Origin of the sequence: Salinivirga sp. (genome assembly GCF_035268865.1) — a bacterium.
Classification (GTDB): Bacteria; Bacteroidota; Bacteroidia; order Bacteroidales; family Salinivirgaceae; genus Salinivirga.
In genome coordinates this window covers 1-23,307 of record NZ_DATFKB010000007.1, presented here as the reverse complement: position 1 = coordinate 23,307, position 23,307 = coordinate 1, and the positions used below count along the sequence as shown (strand labels likewise).

Annotated in this window: 20 protein-coding genes; 9 read left to right on the top strand and 11 right to left on the bottom strand. The window is 39.9% G+C overall.

The annotated features are described in order from the left end of the window. Positions 1-175: 175 nt before the first annotated feature. From VJ937_RS00385 to VJ937_RS00375, 3 genes are read right to left on the bottom strand one after another with little or no spacing between them, the layout of a single operon-like run. Entirely contained in the window at positions 176-511 is a 336-nt protein-coding gene (locus VJ937_RS00385; protein ID WP_324064940.1) for a MerR family transcriptional regulator, read from the bottom strand. A 5-nt stretch (positions 512-516) separates the two neighbouring features. Further along, the gene (locus VJ937_RS00380; RefSeq protein WP_324064939.1) at positions 517-1,554 is read right to left on the bottom strand and encodes a CapA family protein; all 1,038 of its coding nucleotides are present in this window, start codon (positions 1,552-1,554) and stop codon (positions 517-519) included. Positions 1,555-1,569: 15 nt separating this feature from the next. Next, on the bottom strand, positions 1,570-2,529 hold the full coding sequence (locus tag VJ937_RS00375; protein ID WP_324064938.1) for a M23 family metallopeptidase: 960 nt from the start codon (positions 2,527-2,529) through the stop codon (positions 1,570-1,572). Between the two features lie 102 nt (positions 2,530-2,631). Here VJ937_RS00375 and alaS point away from each other — a divergent pair, with 102 nt between their 5' ends. Then, positions 2,632-5,253: an alanine--tRNA ligase gene (gene alaS / locus VJ937_RS00370; RefSeq protein WP_324064937.1), complete on the top strand. Its 2,622-nt coding sequence runs from the start codon at positions 2,632-2,634 to the stop codon at positions 5,251-5,253. A gap of 69 nt (positions 5,254-5,322) precedes the next feature. Here the strand turns inward: alaS and VJ937_RS00365 are convergent, their stop codons facing one another. Beyond that, positions 5,323-5,622, bottom strand: coding sequence for a hypothetical protein (locus tag VJ937_RS00365; RefSeq protein WP_324064936.1), 300 nt, complete (start codon positions 5,620-5,622; stop codon positions 5,323-5,325). 217 nt (positions 5,623-5,839) lie between these two features. Then, complete coding sequence (locus VJ937_RS00360; protein WP_324064935.1) at positions 5,840-6,124, bottom strand: hypothetical protein; 285 nt, start codon at positions 6,122-6,124, stop codon at positions 5,840-5,842. A 265-nt stretch (positions 6,125-6,389) separates the two neighbouring features. Here VJ937_RS00360 and VJ937_RS00355 point away from each other — a divergent pair, with 265 nt between their 5' ends. Next, positions 6,390-7,088, top strand: a complete 699-nt coding sequence (locus VJ937_RS00355) for a hypothetical protein (protein WP_324064934.1) — start codon at positions 6,390-6,392, stop codon at positions 7,086-7,088. A 21-nt stretch (positions 7,089-7,109) separates the two neighbouring features. On the opposite strand, the gene VJ937_RS00350 is transcribed toward VJ937_RS00355, so the two are convergent. Beyond that, positions 7,110-8,051, bottom strand: a complete 942-nt coding sequence (locus VJ937_RS00350) for a class I SAM-dependent methyltransferase (protein WP_324064933.1) — start codon at positions 8,049-8,051, stop codon at positions 7,110-7,112. Positions 8,052-8,274: 223 nt separating this feature from the next. Here VJ937_RS00350 and VJ937_RS00345 point away from each other — a divergent pair, with 223 nt between their 5' ends. Beyond that, positions 8,275-8,988 (top strand): class I SAM-dependent methyltransferase, encoded by a 714-nt coding sequence (locus VJ937_RS00345; RefSeq protein WP_324064932.1) that lies wholly within the window; start codon positions 8,275-8,277, stop codon positions 8,986-8,988. Positions 8,989-9,010: 22 nt separating this feature from the next. Here the strand turns inward: VJ937_RS00345 and VJ937_RS00340 are convergent, their stop codons facing one another. Genes VJ937_RS00340 through VJ937_RS00330 form a run of 3 tightly spaced genes read right to left on the bottom strand, consistent with a single transcriptional unit; the run spans position 9,011 to position 11,172 of the window. Beyond that, on the bottom strand, positions 9,011-9,919 hold the full coding sequence (locus tag VJ937_RS00340) for a hypothetical protein (RefSeq protein WP_324064931.1): 909 nt from the start codon (positions 9,917-9,919) through the stop codon (positions 9,011-9,013). Continuing rightward, complete coding sequence (locus VJ937_RS00335; RefSeq protein ID WP_324064930.1) at positions 9,920-10,525, bottom strand: YigZ family protein; 606 nt, start codon at positions 10,523-10,525, stop codon at positions 9,920-9,922. It lies immediately after the preceding gene. Positions 10,526-10,536: 11 nt separating this feature from the next. Further along, positions 10,537-11,172 (bottom strand): Crp/Fnr family transcriptional regulator, encoded by a 636-nt coding sequence (locus VJ937_RS00330; RefSeq protein WP_324064929.1) that lies wholly within the window; start codon positions 11,170-11,172, stop codon positions 10,537-10,539. Positions 11,173-11,357: 185 nt separating this feature from the next. Between VJ937_RS00330 and VJ937_RS00325 the strand changes: the two genes are divergently transcribed. From VJ937_RS00325 to VJ937_RS00300, 6 genes are all read left to right on the top strand, one after another. Further along, entirely contained in the window at positions 11,358-11,729 is a 372-nt protein-coding gene (locus tag VJ937_RS00325) for a response regulator (RefSeq protein ID WP_324064928.1), read from the top strand. Positions 11,730-11,809: 80 nt separating this feature from the next. Further along, positions 11,810-13,693, top strand: coding sequence for an ABC-F family ATP-binding cassette domain-containing protein (locus VJ937_RS00320; RefSeq protein ID WP_324064927.1), 1,884 nt, complete (start codon positions 11,810-11,812; stop codon positions 13,691-13,693). Between the two features lie 176 nt (positions 13,694-13,869). Further along, positions 13,870-14,724, top strand: a complete 855-nt coding sequence (locus tag VJ937_RS00315; RefSeq protein ID WP_324064926.1) for a hypothetical protein — start codon at positions 13,870-13,872, stop codon at positions 14,722-14,724. Positions 14,725-14,783: 59 nt separating this feature from the next. Continuing rightward, positions 14,784-15,665 carry a GTPase Era gene (gene era, locus VJ937_RS00310; protein WP_324064925.1) on the top strand — a complete coding sequence of 294 codons (882 nt, stop codon included), beginning with the start codon at positions 14,784-14,786 and terminating at the stop codon, positions 15,663-15,665. 12 nt (positions 15,666-15,677) lie between these two features. Then, positions 15,678-16,985: a ribosome biogenesis GTPase Der gene (gene der / locus VJ937_RS00305; RefSeq protein ID WP_324064924.1), complete on the top strand. Its 1,308-nt coding sequence runs from the start codon at positions 15,678-15,680 to the stop codon at positions 16,983-16,985. Between the two features lie 6 nt (positions 16,986-16,991). Continuing rightward, the gene (locus VJ937_RS00300; protein WP_324064923.1) at positions 16,992-17,633 is read left to right on the top strand and encodes a MarC family protein; all 642 of its coding nucleotides are present in this window, start codon (positions 16,992-16,994) and stop codon (positions 17,631-17,633) included. 902 nt (positions 17,634-18,535) lie between these two features. Here the strand turns inward: VJ937_RS00300 and VJ937_RS00295 are convergent. Together VJ937_RS00295 and VJ937_RS00290 are read right to left on the bottom strand one after the other, a co-directional pair. Further along, entirely contained in the window at positions 18,536-21,103 is a 2,568-nt protein-coding gene (locus VJ937_RS00295; RefSeq protein WP_324064922.1) for a T9SS type A sorting domain-containing protein, read from the bottom strand. A 143-nt stretch (positions 21,104-21,246) separates the two neighbouring features. Beyond that, positions 21,247-23,307 (bottom strand): T9SS type A sorting domain-containing protein (locus tag VJ937_RS00290; protein ID WP_324064921.1); only part of this gene is annotated, 2,061 nt, incomplete at its 5' end.

Below are 23,307 nucleotides of genomic sequence, written 5' to 3'. Positions count from 1 at the left end.
AACTAATGGGAACTGGTACCGGTGGAGCACACGAAATTGTAATGATGTTTAATTTCAATACTAACATCAAAACCAAACGCAAACCAATGCCCTGCCCGCATTGTCACTATGAATAAAAGTTAATTCAATAAAAAACCCTGCATACAGCAGGGTTAAGGTATGATGGAAAATCCGGTTATAAATTTTCTTTAACTTCGTCGAGCATTGATTTTATTTTTTGAAGCCGCTCCACAATCTCTGTATTTTCAACCACATCGTTCTTATTTTGCTTTAGTTTCGATTTGGCCCCTTTAATGGTCAAACCTCGCTCTTTAAGCAAGTGGTAAATAACTTTCAGGTCATCTAAATCTTTTTGCGTGAATTGCCGATTACCTTTATTATTTTTACGCGGCTTGAGGTGATCAAAATGCTTTTCCCAGTAGCGAATGGTTGATGCATTTATGTTAAACATGTCAGCCACCTCCCCCATGGAGTAAAACAGCTTTTCTATTTTAGGCTCTTTGTAGGGCATAGTTTTTATTTACTAAAGTAACCATTTTTTTCGAAACGCAGAACACATTCGGGGATATCGGTCTGAGTCAACGACTGAATTTTTTTGGCTGCGCGATGCATTTTATCCAACACAATGCCTTTTCCGTAATATTGCTTAAAAGAAACTATTTGTCCATCGATAAACCGGCCTTCCCGGTCAGTTCTAATTTTCACAAGTGGCGCAAGACCGTTCGGGCCATCGAGGTTCATGCGGCTATATGTGCAAAAATTACCAAGGCTGTAAGCTATAAAACGGCCCTTGTATAAGTCAAAAGCACGCGGCACGTGCGGCCCGTGCCCAAGCACCAAATCTGCTCCGGCATCGATTACAAGCCGGGCCATTAGATAAGGATTACCCCTGTTTTCACCATAATACATCTCCTTCTTACGCGTTATATGCTGGTGTTTGCTTCCTTCTGCTCCGATATGAAAAGATACGATCACAATATCGGCTGTATCGGTCAGGGCTTTTACCATGCGCACCAGCCTGGCGGTATCATGAAAATCGTTGGTCCCTTTATTAGGTGAAAAGGCTGTAAATCCATAGGTAATGCTGTCCCGCATAAAAATAGCATTCGGTCGTTTATAAATGCCGGCAGCATATGTCTTTGCGCGATCTATTAAAACCAAAGTTGAGTCCACAGCAGGCATTCCAAAATCAAACATGTGATTATTGGCAAGGCTAAACAGGTTCAGTCCGCTTTTTGCTACAACCGAAAAATATTTTTGTGGTGTACGAAAGGCATAACACACCGATGGATCGTTACACCGCTTCACAAGTTCAGCACTATCATTAAAAGCCCCTTCAAGGTTCGCAAAAGCTATATCAGAGGAATCGATAAACGGGGTCAGCGGTTCCAATAAAATATCTGCCTTGTGCCTGGGTGGCAAGTATTTTTTCTCGGGAAAGTCTGTTCCCAGCATAATATCACCGACTGCTGCAATTTCTACAGTGTCTTTTTGTGCCAATAAGTTGAAAAATGAAATTGAGAATAAAAGTGAAAGAAAAAATAATCGTCTCATGTTAAAATACAACTCTTAATCAAAACTCTGATTTGGACGTGATGATATGATGAGCATTTGCTCATACTCTTCAGGAGTAAGATCGTTAAAATAATAATTGACAGGATCTACCGGTTTATCGTTGTACCTTACTTCATAATGCAAATGCGGCGCAATACTACGGCCGGTATTTCCGATGGTACCGATAAACTCTCCACGTTTAACTTTATGATTTCGCTTCACATCAACTGTGTGCATGTGTGCGTAAAGACTTTTATATCCAAATCCATGATCGATGATAATAACCTTACCATATCCCCCACTCGATTTGCCCGACTTTACTACTTTACCGTCGCCTGTGGCATATACTTTAGTACCTCGCGGGGCAGAGAGGTCAATACCAGTATGCATTTTACGGGTTTTATAAATTGGATGTATACGATAACCAAAACCTGAGGCAAACCGCTTAAAATTCCTGTCAGATACCGGACTAATGGCAGGTACTGATCTGAAGAACTTTTTCTTCATTTGTGCAAGCTCAATTATATCATCATAAGACATCGATTGACTAACCATACTTCTTGAGAGTGCATCCAATCTTTTAGACGTTTCAGCAATCAGATCAAGGTCTATGTTTTTATACTTATTTATTCCCCCTACTCCGGGATTGCGGTACTCATCGGCAAGTGGTTCTGCCTCAAATATTATTCGGTAAATATTTTCATCTCTTCTCTGAATATCTGAAAGTGCCTGCTCGGCTTCATTCATACGTTTATTGAGCATCTCATAGTGAAACCGAAGCTGACTATTTTCCCTTTTGAGCTGCAACTCCTGGGGTGTATCAATAAAGTCTGATAAAAGAAAAATGATAAAAGAAGTGATAATCATAACTGCAAAAACCCGTGGAAGTGCTCTAACAATACGCTCCTTGAGCGTAAGCTCAATTTTTTCGTAATGAAGTGTTTCCGGATTAAAGCGATATCTGGACTTTGGCATTTTTTTATTTACTTTGTGCACAAAATTAAAGAAGCAAAACTAATCTAATTTGCTTAAAATTACAATAATTAATTTATTCTAAATCAATAAAGCAGCAGAAAAATGATGAAGGCAAATGATATAAGACAGGCATTTAAGGACTTTTTCGCATCGAAACAGCACGAAATTGTTGACTCAGCGCCTATGGTAGTGAAAAATGATCCTACTTTAATGTTTGTAAATGCTGGCATGAATCAATTCAAAGATCAGTTCCTTGGTCAAAAAGAGGTGAAATTCCCCAGAGTAGCCAACAGTCAGAAATGCTTGCGTGTTTCAGGAAAACACAACGACCTGGAGGAAGTCGGGCACGATACATACCACCATACCATGTTTGAAATGTTGGGCAACTGGTCGTTTGGAGATTACTTCAAAAAAGAGGCAATTGACTGGGCCTGGGAATTACTTACCGACGTGTTTAAAATAGCACCTGAGCGGCTTTATGCCACGGTTTTTGAGGGCGATTCGGAAGATAACCTACCAAGAGACGATGAAGCTGCAAAATTCTGGAACGCTTATTTACCAGATGCACGGATTCTAAATGGCTCGAAAAAAGACAACTTTTGGGAAATGGGGGCCACAGGTCCATGCGGCCCATGTTCCGAAATACATATTGACCTGCGCAGCGAAGAAGAACGCAAGGCTAAAGATGCAGTAGAACTAATCAACCAGGATCATCCACAGGTAATTGAAATATGGAACCTTGTGTTCATGCAGTTTAATCGCCTGGACAGTGGCGAACTAAAACCACTACCTGCAAAGCACGTAGATACCGGTATGGGCTTCGAGCGCCTGTGCATGGCTCTGCAAGACAAAACCTCGAACTACGATACGGATGTTTTTCAGCCCATTATTCAGGAAATTGCCAAAATATCAGGTAAAACTTACGGTAAAGATGAAAAAACCGACATTGCTATGCGTGTGGTAGCAGATCACCTGAGAGCTGTAGCATTTGCAATTGCCGACGGACAATTGCCCTCGAACAATAAAGCAGGATATGTAATTCGTCGCATACTTCGCCGTGCCATACGCTATGCATACACATTTCTTGGACAAAGCGAACCCTTTATCAATAAACTTGTAAAAATACTGGTACAGGAAATGGGTGATGCCTTCACTGAACTTAAAAAACAGGAAGATATCGTTACCAAAGTTATACATGAAGAAGAGAGCACGTTTTTGCGCACACTGGAAACCGGCATCAGTTTACTCGACAAAAAAATGAAAAAACTCAAGCAAAATGGCTCCAATGTATTGGATGGCAAATCGGTGTTTGAGCTTTACGATACTTATGGTTTTCCCACAGACCTTACGGCGCTTATTGCTAAGGAAAATGGTTACACCATTGATGAAAAAGGCTTCGAGGCAGAAATGAAGCAACAAAAAGACCGCTCGCGCTCGGCCTCGAAAATGGAAACCAAAGACTGGACAATTCTAAACCCGTCGACAGATGTAACCTTCAAAGGTTATGAATCAACAAGCATTAAAAGTCACCTGTTAAGGTACCGGAAGATTAAAGCCAAAGGTAAAGACCTGTACCAACTTGTTTTTGCCGAAACTCCATTCTATGCAGAATCCGGTGGTCAGGTGGGTGACACAGGTTATATAGAAGTTGATGGACAAAAAATTTCGATCATCGATACCCAATCGGAAAACAACCTGACTATGCACTTTACCAAAGAACTGCCTGAAAATACCGAAGCAGAAATGACCCTGGTAGTCAGCGCATCGAAACGTCGCCAAACAGAAGCAAACCACACTGCAACACATCTGCTCCATTATGCTTTGCGTAAAGTTCTTGGTGAACATGTAGAACAAAAAGGGTCCCTTGTAGAAGCCGATCGCTTCCGCTTTGACTTTGCACACTTTGAAAAAATGACCCGTGAGCAGATTGAAGAAGTTGAAGACATTGTAAATAGTCTTATCCAACAGGATATTCCGCTAAATGAGCAGAGTAATGTAGAGATGAAAAAAGCAGAAGAGATGGGTGCCATGGCGCTGTTTGGAGAGAAATATGGCGACCGGGTGCGTGTTATTCAGTTTGGCGATTCAGTTGAATTGTGCGGTGGAACACACGTTTCCGCCACTGGCAAAATCGGATTACTAATTGTTACTGTCGAAACAGCCATTGCAGCAGGTATACGGCGTATTGAAGCCATTACAGGTAAAAAAGCACTGGAAATGGTGCGTAAGCAACAACACGAACTGGCCGCTATTGGTGCACTATTTAACAACCAAAAGAACCTGGCCGGAGCTGTTGAAAAACTTCAGGAAGAGCACACTCAAATGCAAAAAGCGCTTGAAGAGTATGCCAAAGAAAAAGCCATGTCTGTAAAGAATGACCTGCTAAAGCAAAAAGAAGAGATCAATGGCATCAATGTCATTGCAGCCAAAGTTGAAGTTGATAATGCAGGTCACCTAAAAGACTTAAGTTTTCAGCTGAAAAATGAGGTAGATAATCTGTTTTTAGTACTAGGATCGGCTATAAATGGAAAAGCCAATTTGAGCATAATGATATCAGAAAACCTTGTAAAAGAAAAAGACCTGCACGCCGGCAATATCATTCGCGAAGCTGCGAAAGAGATGAAAGGTGGCGGTGGTGGCCAGCCATTCTTTGCCTCAGCCGGAGGGAAAGATCCTGAGGGAATCCAGAATGCTATTGACAAGGCGCTGACATACGTTAAATAAGTCTAATTTCTTCATATAAAAAAAAGCCTGTTCGAAAAAAACGAACAGGCTTTCTTCATTTAAGTATTTTTAGCAAGGTACGTTACCTGCAACATTTTCTGCTTTTTGTTCAGTATCGCAATCAGATTTTTTCGCCTCGTCTTCACAATCAGATGCCTTTTTGCTATCGCAGCAATCACTTTTATGCTCCTTTGTTTCTGCTGTCTTTTCACCGTCGCAATCCGACTTTTGATCTGTTTTTTCGTCGGCACAATCAGTACCTTTTTCACTGACCTCTGTGGCGGCTTTTTCATTTCCCTCTTGTGCTTCTGAACAATTACAAGCTGCAAAAAGACCTGCGATTGCCAGAATAAAAAGTAACTTTTTCATAGTCGTTTTTCTTTAAATTTATTTCAAAACAAAATACAGGAATAACGGATATATTATTCCATAATCATGCAAACATAATTAAAAATCCAACGCATCGACAGAAATTGCATATATTTTTTTACAGGCTAAAAAAATTAAAAGCTCACCAACAAGACACTTCAAACAAAAAAAAGGCTGTCCAATGTTTATGGGCAGCCTCCTATTACACTCTGCGTGGTCAACAGGGTGTATTAGTCTCTTCGTCTTTTTTCTCGACCTTTTTCTCTTTCTCTACTTCCTCTGTTTTAACCTCTTCAGTTTTAACCTCCTCTTCTTCATTAACCTCTTGTTCAACTTTAGCTGTATCAGATTCTACTTCTTTAGCTTCTTCGTTTTCTACAGCTTCCTGCTGTTGCTCATCCTGCATTTCGGTTTTAGTAGCTTCCTGGTCCTTTTCGGTTTTGGCATTATTGCAGGCTACAAATAAACCAAACATGACCAATACAAACAAAATCTTTTTCATAACAGTAATTCTTTTTGTGATTAATAAATCTAAAATTTTAAAACAATTCTACTTCCCTAATTGATACGAATTTATGAAAAACATTATGAATACACAAAAGTATTGTTATTTTGTTAAAAGAAAGTTATTGCGTATAGCTCAAAAAAATTTTGTAAACACATCAAATCAGATATTTCAGAGTGTTAAGCAGCATCGAAAAAAAAAATATTGCATCATTTTATCGGTTAAATATTATTATATTTGAATGATTTAAGAATAATAGCAGATGCAACCACCCGTAGTAACCCTCACGCTAAACAGGTATAAGGGATTCAGAAATAAATTCTGGGCTTTCCAAATGATGCAGTTTGCCCACAAGCATTTAAAAAATATTAACGGACTCACCTTTTATAAACTAATGGGCACGGGGTCGGGTAACGGTTTTAAAGTCTCCGCAGATTTCTCGACGTATGCCCTGCTTACTGTATGGGAAAATGAGCAACAAGCTGATGATTTCCTGCATAATGGAAAGTTACATAAACTTTATCGTAAAAGAGGTATTGAGCAATTTACAGTTTATATGCGCCCCATCAAATCGCATGGGATGTGGTCAAAGCAGAATCCCTTTAAACCTGAAGCAGATATCCCCGGTAATTATACAGCTGTAATAACAAGAGCAACAATTGCAACCAGGCATTTAATCCGCTTTTGGAGTTATGTGCCGGGCACCAGTAAATCGCTGGAAAAATACGATGGACTGATTTATGCCAAGGGTGTGGGCGAATGGCCCGTAAAACAGATGGCTACATTTAGTTTATGGAAAGATGAAAAATCAATGCTGGCCTATGCCTACAAAAACCCGGAACACATGCGTGTTGTAAAGAAAACCCGGGAGTTGAACTGGTACGCTGAAGAGCTGTTTGCACGTTTCAGACCATTTAAATCTGAAGGTACCTGGGGCGGCGAAAAACTACTACCCTTTTAATTAACGTGAGCTCGACTTAAATCATAAAGCAGGACGCGCCACAATTGTCATTATGCCGGCAGGCAGCCACTTTTTTAGCATAAATATGGGCGCCGTGAGCAACATGCCTGCTACAAAACCAACAAACTTTTTTTCCATTGACTGACTCCAGTCGATGCCTCGTTTTTCCTGGCGTCCCATCCAAAAGAGGGGATAAGGATCTAATGTGCCATAAGGCTTTATCTTTTCAACCTGCCAGCCACTTTCTTCAAGGAGTTTGGTTATTGTTTCAGGAGTATAGACAGCTGTGTGGCGAGGGGTGTGGTAACCCTCCCAATGTTGTCTCTGTAACTTTCTTGTCCATGAATCGAAATTGGGGACCTCTATCAGCATGCGGGTTTCCGGGTGGGCCACCTGCTTCATGCGCTTTAGAGTTGCTTTCGGTTGATAATCATGCTCCAAATAATGCCACATGGTAATTAAATCGAATGGTTTACTTGCAGAAAACTGATGAAACTCCGCCACTTCCAAATCAATATTCCGGTAGGTATCAGTTTCAGTTTTCCAGCCCTCATCAGTAAAATCAATGCCTTTACACCTGGCACCTGTAGCCTCTTGTAATTTCTTTAAAAAGGTAGGTTTACCGCATCCCACATCCAAAACAGTGCTGTTTTGGTCAAGTGAAACCGCGCTCTTTGCTATCTTTACCCGCTTTTTATCGGTTTTTCCCAAATTCTTAGCCACAAGAGGGGCATATCGCCCCCATGCCGATGGCCCGCGAAATGGTAAATAATAATCTGAATAATATTCATGTAAACTCTCCTGCGCTACACGCGGATTGAGCATTATCAAACCACAGCTATTGCATTTGACAAAGGTAAATGTCTCTTCATTATGGTGCATCTGTGCCTTTGTAGTTGTAAAGGGCTTTAAATGGGCACTATCACATGATAAACACTTAGTTATAGTATCGGTTTTATTCATTGTATGGGGGTCTTAAACTAATCTGCAAACAAATTATAAAACAATAAGTTTCAATGATTTTGTAATTCCAGACAAGATATACAGAACTGCACGAAGACTGGAGTTAACCAAACCTAAGCTAAAGCGTAACAAAATATGGTAACCATAGAAAAAATATTATTTTTGTGAGCCGGCATATATGCGCCTGTTATAAATTTTAAAAGCATCATTAAAAAGTAACATTATGAAACCACTCAGACTTCGGGGAAAATCAAAAGGACTATTTTTCGTATTAAGGTTAGACAGGTTTATTCCCGGAAGAATTCTGAATTTTTTTGCGCATATGGCAGCGCTCTCAAAATGGATTGCAAAAAATAAAAAGGGCACCTTTCATGATTTCTATTCATGGAAATTCTCTTACAATAAAAGAGAAGATTTGTATGAGCACGTCATAAAACAGCAAAACCTGGATACCGATATCGATTATCTTGAATTTGGAGTTGCTGCCGGCAAATCATTTAAATGGTGGATTAATCGAATTTCACATGAAAATGCCCGTTTCTATGGCTTCGACACATTTACAGGTCTACCCGAAGCCTGGGGTCCATTTAAAAAGGGCGACATGGCCAATGGCAATAAGCCACCCGAAATCGATGACAACCGGCATGAGTACTTTACAGGACTCTTTCAGCAAACCCTCTTACCTTTTTTAAGTAACTATAAATCAAACAAACGTAAAGTAATACACATGGATGCAGATTTGTATTCTGCCACATTGTATGTATTAACATTAATTACCCCTTACCTCAAACCAGGTGACGTTCTGTTTTTCGACGAATTTAATGTACCGCTCCATGAATTTAAAGCCTTTACAGAATGGAGTAAATCTTTTTATATAGATTATGAGGTTTTGGGTGGGGTAAATAATTTTTACCAGGCTGCTTTTTTAATCAAATAGCACTACTGAAAAATAAAATCAGCTACAACCTGTTGCAAAGGTATTTATAGATGTGCAACATACTCTCAATGTCGTCCTGATGAACCTTCTCAATGGCACCATGTGGATTAATTTCAGGCGCACCAATAAAAATCCAGTCTACAGGGTAATCAGATGCACCGATTATTGTACCATCACTACCTCCGGCTTTTTCTATTTCGAGCTGGTAAGGTACACCTGAAGCCTTAACCATATCGACAATTTTGTCTCGAAAAAATTTTCTTGGTATACCCACATCACGAAGAGAAATGGCTGCTCCCCTACCCGCTTTTACATAATCTGTAACCCAGGTAATGTCAGCTATGAGCATTTTATCTATCTGCCACTGCTCATACATGGTTTTGGCAAGGAAACCAGCCTTTCCGGCATTTGACATCTCTTCGTAGGTACTAAAAGCAACAACCGTATCTTTAAGCTGATGAGCCAATTCAAGCAATATAAAAATTGACAGGCGATTATCGAGAAATGGCGATTGCACCATTTGATCTTGTATGGAAAAATCAGGCAGCCAGGTCCATGTTGATCCGGGGTTAAGTTGCAAATCATCTTTTAAAACCCACTTTTTGTCAAGATTATCGTAATACACCTCGGCCGTATGATTTAGTTCATTTCTGATAATAGCAGTTTCACCTGCTGCCGGACTACCAATTGGAATCAGTTCATTTCCGTACCCGGCAGTAAAACCAACACTATCCATGTGGGCCATTACGCCACAACGGGGTTCCCCGAATACCAGCATTAAACAATCCTGATACCCGCTACCATAATACATCTGGGGTTTTTGAACCCACTGTTCACTATTACGGTTTACATAGTCTATTATAAAATCGCGTACACGAAACTCCTCGCCCGAGGGCGCATGTATTTGGCAAAGTTCTTTAAGTAGTTCCATTTATAAAATTTCTGCTGTTGCTTTTTCAAGTTTATTCACTCGTTCAATCACATTCTCCACATCTCTTTTTCGCACATTTAATTTTATTGTGCAACTCAATTGAAAATCCTGCTCTACAACCTCAAGATTTTCCTCTTTAATAAACCGCATTATAAGATTCATGTCAGGATATTCGAAATGCACTGCCACAATCTTTTTTTCAGTTTTTTTTATAATTTTAGCCTGCTCCAGGGCATCGGCTGCTGCAGATTTGTAGGCATTAATGAGTCCCGGAATACCAAGTTTGGTACCACCAAAATACCGAATTACCACAATCATAATATTGGTCAGGTTGTAAGATTGAATTTGCCCCATTACAGGTGGACCCGAAGAATTTGCCGGTTCTCCATCGTCACTTGACCGATACGTTTTTTTATCGGCACCCAATCGGAATGCATAGACGTGGTGCCTTGCATCGTGGTATTTTTTCTTTAGGTAGCTCAGGTTTGCTTTAAACTCATCTTCGGTTTCAATCGGGTAAGCAAATGCATAAAATTTACTGCCTTTATCCTTAAAAACTCCCTGAGAAGCACCTTCAATAGTGCGGTATAAATCAAAATCTTCCATAAAATATCAAATTACCCAAAATCACTCAACTTTCTTAACAGCTTCATACTGACTATTTTTAACCGCTTGCCATACAGCTCAATAATTTTATCGTTATGAAATTCTTTGATGATTCGTATGGCGCTTTCTGTCGACATACCGGTAAAATCAGCAATGTCTTTCCGGCTCAAATGTAATTCAAAATCATGGCTTTGATAAACTTCCTCTGCCAAATGAATAATAGCATCAGCCAGACGGCCATGTAATTGCTTTTGTGTTAAACTGATAAATCTGTTAAAATATCCTGAAGTATAGCCGTTAATATCTCCAATAACCTCATTATTCAAATCAGCATTTTGAGTTAAATGATTATGCAGTTCTGCAAAACTTATTGATCTCACACTACATGCAGATATGGCAGCGACAGAAAAACTGTAAATCTCTTCATGAAAAAGGTTATGAAGCCCAATGAAATCCCCTGCTCTTAAAATTCGCAGAATTATGTTTTTGCTTTTATGCTCAATATATATTTTAGCATAACCATTCTCAATTAAAAGTAATTGATTAGCTATTGCCCCCTGCTTGCAAAGTGTCTCGCCCTTGCTATAATTTATCAGGTGCTTTTCTTTAAACAGGTCTTTCAACATTTTCGCTGTTTTATGTGGCATAATAGGTAACTTAACTTATGCTAAAGTAGTTTTTTTCAACAAAAAATCCAATCAAATCATATTTACATCTGACCTGTATCATATTTTTTCATAATCCAAACCTCATACATAACTGAATAAAGTAACAGCCCAAATAGTGACAACTAATTAGTTTTTTTGTTACTTTGCAAAAACCTCTGAACAATATGGAAACAAGAAAAAAAATATTGGTCGTAGACGACTCTTCAACCAGCACATTTTTAATGGAAAGCTTCTTTGAAGAAAATGGTTATATTGTAAGTATAGCAGAGGATGGCAACAAGGCCATAGAGAAAGTTCAAAAACAAATACCCGATGCCATTTTTCTGGACTTAATGATGCCAAAAAAATCGGGCTTTGATGTTTTAACAGAAATAAAACAAAACGACGAAACCAAACATGTGCCAGTTATCATAATAAGTGCAAAAACAGAACAGGATGATATTCAAAAGGCGAAAGCGCTGGGTGCAGTTGAGTATTTATACAAACCGATAGATATTGAATATGCATTAGATCTGTTGCACAAACTTGAAATCTAATAACTTTTTAAAGTGCATCAAACAGGGAATGAAGAAATTCGTTCCCTTTTTTTTAATTTTGCACACTAAAATAATTGCAAATGAGCTTTATCCAGGTTGAAAATGCAGGGAAATCTTTTGGCGAACGCACACTATTCAAAGCAATATCTTTCTCACTGGAGAAGGGAGATAAAACAGCCTTAATTGCCAAAAACGGCACAGGGAAAACAACCCTGCTGAGAATGATTGCTGGCCTTGAATCATGCGATACAGGCCAGGTTGTAATGGAAAAAAACATTCGTGTGAGTTTCCTACCCCAGGAGCCTGTTTTTAAAGCCAACCACACCCTTTTGGATGCTGTGCTGGAGCAGTGCTCAAAAAACAAACAGGTAATTAAAGATTACGAAGCAGCCCTGATTACCGGAGACGAAAATGCCATTAATAAGGCAATTGCTCAAATGGATGCCAATGAAGCCTGGGATATGGAAACCCGACTAAGGCAAATATTGGGTAATTTAGGTCTTGAAAATTTTAACCAACCCGTAAAGCAGCTATCCGGAGGCGAACGCAAACGCCTGTCTATAGCTGCAGCATTTATAGACTCCCCCGATTTCCTGATACTTGATGAACCTACCAACCACCTTGACCTAAAGAGCATTGAGTGGCTGGAGCAGCATCTTATGACCGCAAACACCACCATGCTTATGGTAACACACGATCGGTATTTTCTCGATAGCGTCTGCAACCGAATTCTTGAAATAGACCAAGAAGGTATTCATGCATACAGTGGCAATTTCGATTACTTCCTTGAAAAAAGGAAAGAACGTTCTGAAACCATTGCTCAACAAACGCAGAAAGCTCAAAGTAAACTTAAAACAGAGATTGAATGGGCCAACAGAATGCCTAAGGCAAGAGGTACTAAAGCAAAATTTCGTCTGGATGGTGTCGATAAACTAAAAACAGAGGCCAGACAAACAAAAGAAGATGACCTGAAAATTCAAAGTGCCTCAAGAAGGCAGGGAAAAAAAGTCATTAACCTGCACAACATTCATAAAAGTTTTGATGAAAAACAACTCATCAACGATTTCTCCTACGACTTTCAAAGACAGGAGAAAGTGGGAATTGTGGGCGAAAACGGAACAGGAAAAACCTCGTTACTGAATATTATTGCCGGCGATATCACGCCCGATAAAGGAGAGCTGGACTACGGCGAAACCATTAAAATAGCATACTACAGACAGGAAGGCATGCAATTCGATGAACAAAAACGGGTTATAGATATTGCAAGAGAAGTAGCCGAAGTAGTTTACCTCGGAAATGGTCAAACACTTGCTGTTGAGCGATTTCTGAACCAATTCCTGTTTCCAAATGAAATGCATTATCAACGGGTGCACAAGTTAAGCGGAGGCGAAAAAAGGCGCTTATATTTACTAACTGTGCTTATGACCAACCCCAACTTCCTGATGCTCGATGAACCTACCAACGATCTGGATATCATGACACTTGGAGTACTTGAGGAGTACCTGGAATCATTCACAGGTTCAGTGCTGGTGGTCTCGCACGACCGTTATTTCATGGACCGCATTGTAGATCACCTATTCGTTTTTGACCAAAATGGAGACATAAAAGATTTCCCGGGCAACTATTCACAACTTAGAGAAAATCAGGAAGCACAGAAAAGAAATGATTCTGAAAAAGTAAAAAAAAGCAAGCAAAAAAAGTCTGAAAGTATTAAAAAAGAGAAACAGAAATTATCATATAAAGAACAAAAAGAACTAGAACAGCTTGATAATGAAATAGCTGACTTAAGCGAACAAAAAGTAGCATTGGAAAAAGCCCTTGAAAGCCCTGAAGCTGATCCCGATAAAATTACTAAAAACTCCAGATTGTATGAGCAGGTGAATGATGAGCTGGAAACAAAGGAACTCCGCTGGCTCGAGTTATCAGAATTACAGGAGCAGTTAGCACAGAAGTCAAAAAAATAAGTTAATTATTGCACATTGGTATACTTAAAAAATTTTCGCTATTTCATTTTTTTCGTTACGTTTGGTAGTTAATTTGGTTCATCGGATTTGTACATATTTTTCATGAAAATAGCAAACAGCAAGCATCAATAGCGATGGATTGCCATGATGCACCATAAATCAATAAAAAACAGAAAATGAAAAAGATTTTCGCGCTATCATTATTAATAATACCCTATTTATTGCAGGCCCAAAGCATTTCACTCAACCTAAAAGCTCCTGAGGAAGTCTATTCAGGTTCTGATTTTCTTGTAAATGTGCACATCACAAAGGGAAACCTGGAAGGCTTTGGGAGGCTACTCATAAAAATTCCAGGTGGTTTTACCCCTGTTGAGAAAAAATCGGCACACGGGAAATTTGAATTCGATGGGTCTCAAATCAAAATAATATGGCTCGAAATGCCTAAGGAGCAGCAATTCACTGTTTCTTTTGCACTTAAAGCCGCTCCCAATGTGGAAGGTTATAAAGTTATAAGGGGAGAAATGTCGCTTGCAACGGGCGACGGATCTTATCGAGCTGAGCCCCGTCCTCACATCATCACTGTAAAAAAAACAGATAATATTGCTACTGCTGACAGTGTAGTGTTCGAATACAGCTACATCAAAGAATTAGGTGTGAGTGCCATAAGGCAAAAACCTTACCTGAACGATAGCAATCAGGCTGTTGTGAATATCCTGGTAAACAAAGGCGACTTAACAGGCTTTGGTAAGCTTGAAGAATCCATTCCGCCAGGCTATACTGCCCATAGCCTGGTAAGTAACAGTGCAATATTTATTTACAATAAATCAAACCGCAAAGCAAAATTTCTATGGATGAATATGCCCAGAGTCGATCACTTTATTGTGAGCTATATTCTCTCCCCGAATAAAGGAAAACTCGAAAATATTCCTTTCATTATTACAGGAGAATTTATGTATGCTGAAGGCAGCACTACCAAAACTGTAGAAATTTTAGAAAGAAATATAGATTTGAAAAAAATGCTGGAGGAATAAACTACTGGCAATTAAATTAATACTATCTTTGCGGCCGTTAAAAATTAAAACATAATTATATGACGCATAAGGCAGGGTTCGTCAATATTTTGGGTAACCCGAACGTGGGTAAATCAACCTTGATGAACAAATTGGTGGGCGAAAAACTCTCCATAATTACAAATAAATCGCAAACAACCCGGCACAGAATTATGGGTATTGTGAATGGCGAGGATTTCCAGATTGTTTATTCCGATACACCCGGTATAATAAAACCAAGCTATCGCCTCCAAAAATCTATGATGCATTTTGTCGATACTGCGATAGAGGATGCCGACATCATACTCTACATGACTGATGTGGTTGAAGATCCTGAAAAAAACAAAATTAGCACAGACCGCATAGCGCAGCAAAAAAAACCGACGCTGGTATTGATCAATAAAATTGATCAAACCAATCAGATGGAACTGGAGTCGCTTGTAGAAAAATGGGCTAAAAAATTACCCGAAGCATCTATTCTGCCAATTGCCGCAAAGCACAAGCTGCATATCGACAAAGTGTTCGATTATATTATGCATCATTTGCCTGAAGGTGACCCGTATTTTCCAAAAGATGAGCTCACAGACCGTTCGCTTAGGTTTTTTGCTTCAGAAATTGTAAGAGAAAAAATATTGCTTTATTACAAGCAGGAGGTACCTTATTCTGTCGAGGTAGAAATTATGTCATATAAAGAAGATAAGCGTATTGCCCACATCGAAGGAAACATATATGTGTCCAGGGAATCTCAAAAAGGGATCTTAATCGGCCATCAGGGCGAGAAACTCAAAAAAGTTGGCACAGCCGCGCGAAAAGACATTGAAGAATTTTTGGGCAAAAAAGTTTTTCTTGAACTATTTGTCAAAGTAGATCCTGAATGGCGGGATAACGACAAAAAACTCAGAAAATTTGGTTACATCGAATAAAACATACCTTAAATGGGAAATATAGTTGCAATAGTGGGTCGCCCCAATGTGGGCAAATCGACCCTTTTTAACAGACTTACAGAAAGCAGAGCAGCCATTGTTGATGGCGAGGAGGGCGTGACACGCGACCGGCATTACGGAACCTCAGAATGGAACGGAAAAACCTTCAGCGTAATTGATACCGGTGGGTATGTTACCAATTCTGAAGATGTTTTTGAAGAGGCCATCCGCAAGCAAGCGGCTATTGCAATGGATGAAGCTGATGTTATTCTGTTTATGGTCGATGTTCAAAATGGCATTACAGACCTTGATCAATCAGTAGCCAACATTCTGAGAAGAATTAATAAACCAGTGCTGTTGGTTGTAAACAAGGTGGACAATAACGATTTACACCTGGATGCCACAGAATTTTACGGCCTTGGCTACGAAAAGCTTTACAGTGTATCGTCTAATTCGGGGAGTGGCACCGGCGATTTACTTGACGAAGTAACCAATCTTCTGCCTGAGCAAAAAGAAGAGGAAACCGAGGAGGAACTGCCTCGTTTTGCAGTGGTAGGACGCCCCAACGCAGGGAAATCACTATTAGTAAACACGCTCCTTGGCGAGGATCGCAATATTGTAACTGACATCTCGGGTACCACACGCGATGCCATTTACACCCGCTACAATAAATTCGACCACGATTTTTACCTTGTAGATACAGCCGGGTTAAGAAAAAAATCAAAAGTGCGCGAAGATCTGGAGTTTTATTCGGTTATGCGAAGTGTAAGGGTAATCGAATATGCCGATGTATGCCTGGTAATGATTGATGCTACCAAAGGTATCGAAAGTCAGGATGTGAATATTTTACACCTGGCAGTAAGGAATAATAAAGGCGTAGTGGTGTTAATTAACAAATGGGACCTAATTGAAAAGCAGACCGATACAGCAAAAAAAATGGAAACCGAAATAAAAAACCGGCTGTCTCCATTTGAAGATGTACCTATTATTTTTATTTCAGCCCTGACCAAACAACGAATATTTAAAGCGCTTGAGACAGCAACAAAAGTTTACGAAAACCGAAACCGTAAAATCAAAACATCGCAACTTAACGATTATTTGCTCCCGCTAATAGAGCGCACGCCACCACCATCTATTAAGGGAAAGTACATTAAAATAAAATACGTAGCGCAACTACCTACACCCTATCCTGCATTTGCCTTTTATTGTAACCTGCCCCAGTATGTAAAAGAGCCATACCGCAGATTTTTGGTAAACCAGTTACGCAAAGGATTTAATTTTACAGGTGTTCCGATTAAAATTTTCATAAGAAAAAAATAGGCCCCTATGAGTGCTTATGAATTTGGTCTTATTGTAATCACATCGTTTTTCACGCTTATCAATCCGCTGGCACTAATGCCGGTTTTTATGAGCATGACTGCTGATATGTCACACAGGCAACGACATTTCACAGCACTCAAGGCCACACTTATATCACTTGCAATGCTCCTGGTTTTTGCATTTGGAGGCCAGTTTATCTTTCAATTTTTTTCCATTTCTATTGACAGCCTGAGAATTGTGGGTGGTGTAATATTCTTTTATGTGGGTTTCGACATGCTACAGGCACGCTTTTCACGTATTAAATCATCTGATGAAACCCAGACCCAGTTTTCAAACGATATCGCCATTACACCGCTTGCCATACCCATGATTTGTGGTCCGGGCTCAATCACGAATGGCATTGTGCTCATGGAAGATGCCACATCTTTTGGCTACAAAATGATTCTTATCGGTGGATTGACAGGCATTATGCTGCTCACCTACATTATTTTATTGTCATCGTCAAAATTGGTAAAACTAATGGGCGACATGGGCATAAAAGTAATGATGCGCCTCATGGGACTTATTGTAATGGTAATAGCAGTAGAATTTTTCTTCGCCGGATTAAAGCCTATTGTTTTGGATATTATTGAAGCGGCCGGGAAATAATAAAGCTTTTCACGAAACCAAACACGATTTTCTGATTACAGAAAGCCATAGTTTTTCGGGCTGAAGCCCCGAAGAGTTTGGTTTTTGGGGAAGGCTACCGAAACCTGGGAATTTAGAAAAGGTTGGCAAGTCAGGTATTGAAGAAGTACGGTAAGACAGCATGCGCTAAGCAAGATCGGTGCCCAACCAGGCAACCGCTTTTCAAATACTGTAATCTCAATCCAACGAGCTGATTTGCCCTGCCATTTATGGCGGGGGCCAAAAGGCCTTAGTTAGCATAAGACTTTAGTCAGAAAGTTTCTTAAGCTAGTGTCATGTCAAGCATAATCTGACGGGCCAAGTATTGATCTTTTCATTTTTTATCGGTGTTAAAAACGAAAAACTCTTCTACTTACCCAAAACATTAAACTTGACATGACACTAGTTTTCCGAGCTGAAGCACTGATAGTTTTGGTCGTTGATGATTCCACGCGATAATTGGTTAGGTAAATCAGGGAATTCACCTGTTTTGTGCAATGAGGCACCCAAACTGCAGAATGCACTAGTATGGAAAGCTCTATTTTTACTTACGATCTTTAATCTTACTTTTTTTGCTACAGGTCAAAAAAAATAAGCAAAACCGCGTGACGCCATAGCTTTAGCGGTGGCTCAAAAAACCGCCGCTTACAGAAAAATGCTAATCATTCTTCACGGATGCACGGATTTATGCATCATAGTTTAATTCTATTGAGCGAAATGGGACGGGACACCCAAAACATCAAATAAAAATTCACAATAACCTGATAACCTGTAGTATACTTTAGGACGTCGATATGGTGCACATAACAGGGTCATTGGTATTGTAAACCACAAAAAAAAGCCGCCAAAGTCTGGCGGCTTTTATAACATTTATTGAGAATGAATTATTGTACAATAATGCGTTTTGTGGCTACTTTATTTTCAGAAGTAATTCTGATAAAGTATACGCCAGACGCATTGTCAGTTAAATCAAGGGTACTATGACCGTTAATCTCTACTGTATTAGTAGTTTGGCCAATAGCGTTTATAATAGAAACCTTACTGTTTCCATCAACCTCAATATGTAATACGCCATTTGTTGGGTTTGGATAAATATTAAAGTCTAAAGCTTCGGCTGTATTACTAATACCAACTTCCTGACCCCAGATATCATCTAGTACAACAGCTTCGCCAGCAACGGTGAAAGTGCGATTGTCGCCGCCTTCCCATTCGCCGCCATCCCAGCCGGCACCATTGAAATATTTATATTCATGATCTCCATCCACAAGAGGCATCTCTAACGAATAAATAGAATCTTCATCCACGTCAGTCATGAACATGGTTTCATCTGTACCAGGCTCCATCCATCCATTCATACTTCCTGCAACAATTAGGGTGTCTACTGCAGGATCAAACTCGGCATTAATAATTGCATCTCTCATATCCACATTAAATGTAACAGAATAAACCGGGTTCAATGTAACTGTTTCAGTTATAGCCTCTCCTGCAACATTAATTGTATCTGTAACTGAAGCATAGCCAGTCATGGTTACTGTGTAAATATATTCGCCATCTGAAAGCTCAATTGTGGCAATCCCTGAAGCATCCGTTGTAAGATCAGTGCTGGCAATATTGATATTGGCACCTTCAATTGGATTAGCACCATCATCTACATTGAATGTCACTAGATAAGCAGGACCACCACAATTACCCGATACGTTTGTTGAAGCTGCATCCGGACCTTCACCAGTTAGAATTGAAGTACCTTCGCCATCAAAAATTTCCCAGCTACATTCTCCTGGGTAACTACCACCGCCATCAAACTCAAATAAAATATCGTCGCCAGTTTCAGCAAGGAAAACAAATGACTCGGTATCACCTGTTTCAATTGTAACGCTGTTAACTGCTACCACACCACCAACACTTACAGAAGCAGTGGCACCATTCCAACCGTCTCCATAGGAATCAGTCAGTACAAGTGTATGCTCACATCCATCAAAAATAGTTAAGTCATGCATTGTGGTATTATTCGTCATATCTATATCACTTCCAGGATCGCTAGCTGAAGCAGTGAAAGTATAAGTCATAGCAGCTGCGGCTGTCCAATCCGGGAAAGTTAATACATCCTCTGCACCTGATGCAAGATCAGTAACTGATAATGTCTCAGAATACGCGTCCCCATCATCTAAAGTAACGTCAAATGTTTGGTCACCAACACCATTATTTTTAACAGTTACTATAGGAGTAACCACATCTCCAACAGCACCAACACCAGGCATTGTTAGACTTGTTACTTCCACATCTACCCCAACGAAAGTAGAAGCTGTAACTGGTATACCTTCACCAGATCCATTGGTTCCAACCACTTTAAACGTATGCATTCCACCAACAGGTGCCGTTGCAGTATATGTTTCATCACCACCGATTGTGGGTGAAGCATTTGTGTAAATAGGAGTAGGATCGTCATTAAGGTATACGTCGATGCTGGTAAGATCAGTTAATGCATCACCATTAACATCCACATCAGGATTTGTCCAGGCAAGGTCTACTGTAAGTGCTCCGCCTGCATCCGGAGTGGCTGTAAAAGCTGTAGGTCCAGCTGGTGCAGTTGGATCGGCTGTAACAGCTAGTTCATATCCAAAAACAAGGTTTGGCTCTTGCTGTAGTGAGCCGGCCAGGATAAACAAGCCATCGGCCTCATATGTACAGGCACCACCGCTAAGTGCGGCAGCATCAGCTCCTGGCACATCTGCAATAGCATCATGAGTAACACCGGTAAGCGTTAATGTGTTAATATCAAATTCAGCAAAAACGGCATCACTTGGTGTTGCTGGTTGAAGAGCCAACCACAATTTTGGATTAGAAGGATCTGTCCAGTTATCGTAAGCTGAACCGTAAGCGCTTGTAATTTCAGGAGTTTCAGAGTTGCTCACAAGCGAGTTTCCTGCCATATCAATAGCAGCAAGTTCTGCCCAGTCTCCTACCCAGAAACCACCTGCGCCACCGTCAAGAGTCGGGTCATAAGCAATGTGACGAACTCCTGTGACACCGGATCCTCCGTCAACAGTAATGGTACCTATAGATGCTTCATTATCCAGGTCCATAATTTGAATTGTCATTGATGCATCTGAACCATAGAAATAACCTGTAGATTCTACATAAGCAAGATCTCTTATGGCACTTACACCTGTGATTGTAAATGTTTCAGCATTTGCGCCATCCATATCATACCGATGAAAATTACCTGCATTCCAGGTAGTGGTATAAAAATAAGTTCCGTTAGTTTCTATACCGGGAGAAGCTGCTTCCACTGCATCAAAAGTGAACTGTACATCCCATTGAGCTTTTGAGCTCATTTCCAATTTTTTTGGTGTTAAAGGTGTTTTGTCCACCTTTGTTGTCTGTTTCTGCGAATTAGCTGCAAAGGCAAAAACCAACATACTAATTGCAAGTGTAAAAAGTTTGTGTCTCATAAAAATTAACATTTGGTTAACAATAGTGAAAATTCACTCTATCAGACAAATATATTAATTTTTATTGCTTACACAAACAATATTTACAAATTAAAAAAAGCCGCCAAAACCTGGCGGCTTTTATAACATTTATTGAGAATGAATTATTGTACAATAACACGTTTTGTGGCTACTTTATTTCCATCAGAAATTCTAATGAAGTATACCCCTGTCGCATTATTAGACAAATCAAGTGTGCTATGTCCATCAACTTTGACGGTATTTACAACCTGACCTATTGCATTAATGATTGTCACCTGATTGGTTCCAACCACTTCAACATGCAATACACCGTTTGTTGGGTTTGGATAAATATTGAAATCTAAAGCTTCTGCTATATTATCAATACCAACACCTTCAGCCCACAAATCATCTAAAACAACTGCTGCTCCGGCAACTGTAAACATGCGGTTGTCGCCGCCTTCCCACTCACCGCCATTCCAGCCGGCACCGTTGAAATACTTGTATTCATAGTCACCATCGGTGAGATACATTTCTACAGTATAAATAGAATCTTCGTCCATATCATGCATAAACATGGTTGAATCCATACCTGGTTCCATCCATCCATTCATGCTTCCTGCAACGATTACAGTATCCATAGTAGGATCAAAATCACCATCTATAATAGCATCACTCATATCCACATTAAATGTAACAGGATATAAGGCCTGGAACATAACATCATCAACGTAATAAGCAGCTGTTCCGGTTGCACCGCCATTATAAAGGTTCAGTGCAGCAAGTTGGTTTGTACCAGCACTACCATCTGATTGTACACTATATTGCCATGTATGAATTGCAGCACCATCGATCATTAGTGTAATTTCATCATTATCTAAGTCGATATAATGCTCAACTGTATGCCATGCGCCAAGTTCAAAATCAAATGGAATTGTTGCGCCATCAGCATTTAATTCGCCGGTTCCGTCGTTATTCATGTACGCTTCAAATGCCCATTCTTCAAGTAAAACTTGCTGAATATTCCAGTAAGCACTACTATCTGTACCAACATAAATATCAAACCCAAGATGATATTTACCAGCAACAGAATCACCTAAAGGTAGTACCATATCATTAGTTCCTGAAATTAGCATAGAGTTTACGCCACTTGAAGCATGTACTGTAGAAATAACAGCATCTTCGGCAGTACCTGGAGCTTCTGACCATGTGGTCCATGCAATTGAGTTTTGAGCCACATAGTCTCCTTCAGCATATGCTTCAAAGTCATCCATAAATGGGAATGGTATAGGTGTAATAAATTCAACCATTACGGTTTCATTACCACCGTCAACTGTAACTGACCCAGTAATATCATCGAACCCTGTCAGTGAAACAGTGTATGGATAATCACCATCCAGCAAACCTATGTAAGCCATTCCGTCAACATCTGTTGTCAGGTCCTGTCCATCAATGTTGATAGTTGCACCTTCTGCAGGATTTCCATCTTGCATTACATTGAAAGTTACCAAATATTCATTGGCCCAAACGTCGTTAAGTGTTACAGGGGCTCCGGCAACAGTAAACATGCGGTCATCTCCGGCGTCCCATTCGCCACCGTCCCAACCGGCACCTTTGAAATATTTGTATGCATAGTCACCATCGGCAAGTTCCATACTTACTGTATAGATACCATCATCATCAGCATCTTCCATAAACATTGAAGGATCGGTTCCTGGTTCAGCCCATCCGTTCATATCACCAGCCACAATTACTGTGTCATTAGCCGGATCAAAATCACCCATTAAAATAGGTTTGTTCATATCTACGTTAAAGGTAACAATGGGGGCTAATTCCGGACCTACTACGTGGTCAATGGCATAAAGCGTACTGAATTCTCCGTCACCTGTAACTTTAGCTCTGAATCCAATGTGATAGGCTCCTGCTGGTATAGCGCTCAAGTCATAAGAATAAAGCTCCATACCTCCTGTAATTGGGATATCAACTGCTATATCTGTCCATGTTTCACCATCGGCAGAATAAACAAGATCCAATTGATGTTCTCCAACACCAGCATTACCTAATGCACCATAAAAATGGAACATTTCATCAGTTTCTGCAAGTGCAACCTTAGGCGTAGCCATAATTACATTCTCAATAGTAGCAGCTTCTCCAACTGAGGTTCCTGCAACAGTAGTTCCTTCATAAGCTCCTACAAATGGATC

Bases quoted from the DNA above. Each gene is read 5' to 3' on its own strand.
- VJ937_RS00360 (WP_324064935.1), bottom strand. From the start codon at position 6,124: ATGAAAAAGATTTTGTTTGTATTGGTCATGTTTGGTTTATTTGTAGCC.
- VJ937_RS00345 (WP_324064932.1), top strand. From the start codon at position 8,275: ATGAAACCACTCAGACTTCGGGGAAAATCAAAAGGACTATTTTTCGTA.
- VJ937_RS00300 (WP_324064923.1), top strand. From the start codon at position 16,992: ATGAGTGCTTATGAATTTGGTCTTATTGTAATCACATCGTTTTTCACG.
- VJ937_RS00350 (WP_324064933.1), bottom strand. From the start codon at position 8,051: ATGAATAAAACCGATACTATAACTAAGTGTTTATCATGTGATAGTGCC.
- VJ937_RS00365 (WP_324064936.1), bottom strand. From the start codon at position 5,622: ATGAAAAAGTTACTTTTTATTCTGGCAATCGCAGGTCTTTTTGCAGCT.
- VJ937_RS00340 (WP_324064931.1), bottom strand. From the start codon at position 9,919: ATGGAACTACTTAAAGAACTTTGCCAAATACATGCGCCCTCGGGCGAG.
- VJ937_RS00295 (WP_324064922.1), bottom strand. From the start codon at position 21,103: ATGAGACACAAACTTTTTACACTTGCAATTAGTATGTTGGTTTTTGCC.
- VJ937_RS00355 (WP_324064934.1), top strand. From the start codon at position 6,390: ATGCAACCACCCGTAGTAACCCTCACGCTAAACAGGTATAAGGGATTC.
- VJ937_RS00335 (WP_324064930.1), bottom strand. From the start codon at position 10,525: ATGGAAGATTTTGATTTATACCGCACTATTGAAGGTGCTTCTCAGGGA.
- VJ937_RS00375 (WP_324064938.1), bottom strand. From the start codon at position 2,529: ATGCCAAAGTCCAGATATCGCTTTAATCCGGAAACACTTCATTACGAA.
- alaS (WP_324064937.1), top strand. From the start codon at position 2,632: ATGATGAAGGCAAATGATATAAGACAGGCATTTAAGGACTTTTTCGCA.
- VJ937_RS00385 (WP_324064940.1), bottom strand. From the start codon at position 511: ATGCCCTACAAAGAGCCTAAAATAGAAAAGCTGTTTTACTCCATGGGG.
- VJ937_RS00320 (WP_324064927.1), top strand. From the start codon at position 11,810: ATGAGCTTTATCCAGGTTGAAAATGCAGGGAAATCTTTTGGCGAACGC.
- VJ937_RS00325 (WP_324064928.1), top strand. From the start codon at position 11,358: ATGGAAACAAGAAAAAAAATATTGGTCGTAGACGACTCTTCAACCAGC.
- VJ937_RS00330 (WP_324064929.1), bottom strand. From the start codon at position 11,172: ATGCCACATAAAACAGCGAAAATGTTGAAAGACCTGTTTAAAGAAAAG.
- era (WP_324064925.1), top strand. From the start codon at position 14,784: ATGACGCATAAGGCAGGGTTCGTCAATATTTTGGGTAACCCGAACGTG.
- der (WP_324064924.1), top strand. From the start codon at position 15,678: ATGGGAAATATAGTTGCAATAGTGGGTCGCCCCAATGTGGGCAAATCG.
- VJ937_RS00315 (WP_324064926.1), top strand. From the start codon at position 13,870: ATGAAAAAGATTTTCGCGCTATCATTATTAATAATACCCTATTTATTG.
- VJ937_RS00380 (WP_324064939.1), bottom strand. From the start codon at position 1,554: ATGAGACGATTATTTTTTCTTTCACTTTTATTCTCAATTTCATTTTTC.